This window comes from Streptomyces rectiviolaceus, from assembly GCF_039533825.1.
GTDB lineage: Bacteria > Actinomycetota > Actinomycetes > Streptomycetales > Streptomycetaceae > Streptomyces > Streptomyces rectiviolaceus.
The window spans coordinates 1-2001 of record NZ_BAAAUG010000266.1 but is presented as its reverse complement, the minus strand read 5'-3'; the positions used below and the strand labels follow the sequence as shown (position 1 = coordinate 2001).

The 2001-nt window shown below is 67.2% G+C and carries 2 protein-coding genes; both read left to right on the top strand.

Going from position 1 to position 2001, the window contains the following annotated elements; all coding sequences use genetic code 11:
* Positions 1 to 814: TauD/TfdA family dioxygenase (locus ABD378_RS43680; RefSeq protein WP_344531043.1), on the top strand; the 814-nt coding region annotated here is incomplete at its 5' end.
* Positions 815 to 831: 17 nt separating this feature from the next.
* A complete protein-coding gene (locus ABD378_RS43675) occupies positions 832 to 1917 on the top strand; it encodes an alpha-hydroxy acid oxidase (protein ID WP_344531041.1) in 1086 nt (361 codons plus the stop codon).
* Positions 1918 to 2001 lie beyond the last annotated feature (84 nt).

Genomic DNA, 2001 nt, shown 5'->3' with positions numbered 1-2001 from the left:
GAACTCGGGCGAGACGGGCTTCATGCTCCTGCGCGGCCTGGAACTCGGCCAACTCCCGCCCACACACACCGACGGCGAACCGGCGACCCTGCCGGGCCACGGCACGGCAGGCCTGGGCATGCTCATTGCCGAAACGCTCGGCACGATGATCGGCTACGCCGACGAGAAGAGCGGCGACCTGGTCCACAACGTGCAGCCGCTGCCCGGCGAAGAGACACGGATCGAGGGCTCCGGATCCGTGGCGTTCGACTTTCACATCGAGAACGTCCACCACGCGCTGCGCCCGGACTTCATCGGCCTGATCTGTCTCCGGCAGGACCACGACCGCATCGCTGCGACCCGCATCGCCTCCTGCCGCGAAGCGATGGAACTGCTCAAGCCCGAGACGGTGCAAACCCTGCGGCGCTGCCAGTTCCACAGCAACTATCCCGGCTCCTTCACCAGGGAGACCACCGTGGAACCGGCACCGTCCGGCCCTCACCCCGTCCTCTTCGGCAGCGCCGACAAGCCGTTCATGCGCTTCAACTCCCACAACACCACCTCACTGAACAAGGCGGGCCGCTTCGCTCTTCGCACGCTGGCCGAGGCGCTCGAAGACGTCTGCCACGACGTGATTCTCCAGCCGGGCGACTGCGCCGTCCTGGACAACAACGTCGCGGCGCACGGGCGTTCGTCCTTTGCGCCCCGCTACGACGGACAGGACCGATGGCTTCGACGGTTCTACTCGATCAAGTCGATACCGCACTCCGTGCTGCAGATGATGAACGGCTCGCGCGTCATCCCGCCGATACCGGCCATCGAAGGCATCTGGTGAGGCAGCAGGAGAGCCAAGTGGCCGACCTCGACGCACTCCTGTCGCTCGCTGACTTCGAGCAGCACTGGATGGCCCATGCGGACCGGCCTGTCGCACAGTACGTGGCAGGCGGAGCGGGATCGGACGGTGTGGTCGCCACCAACACGGCTGCGTTCGACGACGTATGGCTGTGCCCGCGCGGGCTGCACGACGGCCCCGCGGAACTCGACACATCGGTCACGGTGTTGGGCCACACGCTCGCTCTGCCGCTCATACTCGCGCCCACGAGCCCGCAGCGGCTGGTGCATCCGGACGCCGAACTGGCCACCGGACGAGCGGCGGCCCAGCGCGGCCTGCTGTCGATCGTCAGCACCGACTCGCACTTCCCCTACTCCGAGATCGCGGAATCAGCGCCTGGCCGCACCTGGTTCCAGCTGTTCCCCTACCGCTCTCGCGCGGACGTCGACGCCACGGTCGAGTACGCCGAGAACTGCGGAGCCTCGGCCCTGGTCGTCACGGTCGACGCATCATTCCCGGCGCGGAGGCTGACCACGGTGCGGGCGGGATACCGGCTGCCCCCCGGCGTCGACTACGGAACCCTCCGCACCCTGGGAATCCTGCAGGGTGATCCACCGGCCGGCGGTCGGCACGAAAAGATCCCTGTCACCTGGGACGATCTCAAGCGCATTCGCGCCCGAACCTCTCTGCCGCTCCTGGTCAAAGGCGTGCTTCGGCCGGCCGACGCCCGACGATGCGTCGATCTGGGCGCTGACGCGACCATCGTCTCGAACCACGGCGGCCGCCAGCTGGACGGTGTCCTGCCGGCCTTGTTCGCCCTCCGCTCGGTCGTCGCGGCGGTGCCACGAACCCACCCGGTGATCCTCGACGGCGGGATCCGCTCAGGTGTCGACCTGGCCAAGGCGATCGCGCTCGGAGCCCGGGCGGTGTGCATCGGCAGACCGTATCTGTGGGGGCTCGGCCTCGGTGGTCAGCAAGGAGTGGAACGCGTACTGGACCTCTTGCGCACCGAGTTCAGCGACGCCCTCCTGCAGTTGGGAATCACCACGGTCGACGAGTTGGACGACACCTTCGTGACCACGTCGTGCCGACACATGCGTGGCTGAACCCAGCTGACCCCTCCAGAAAAAACATGACTACGAAGACACATGACTACGAAGACAAGGGAGCAACCGCACGGTGGCGACCCT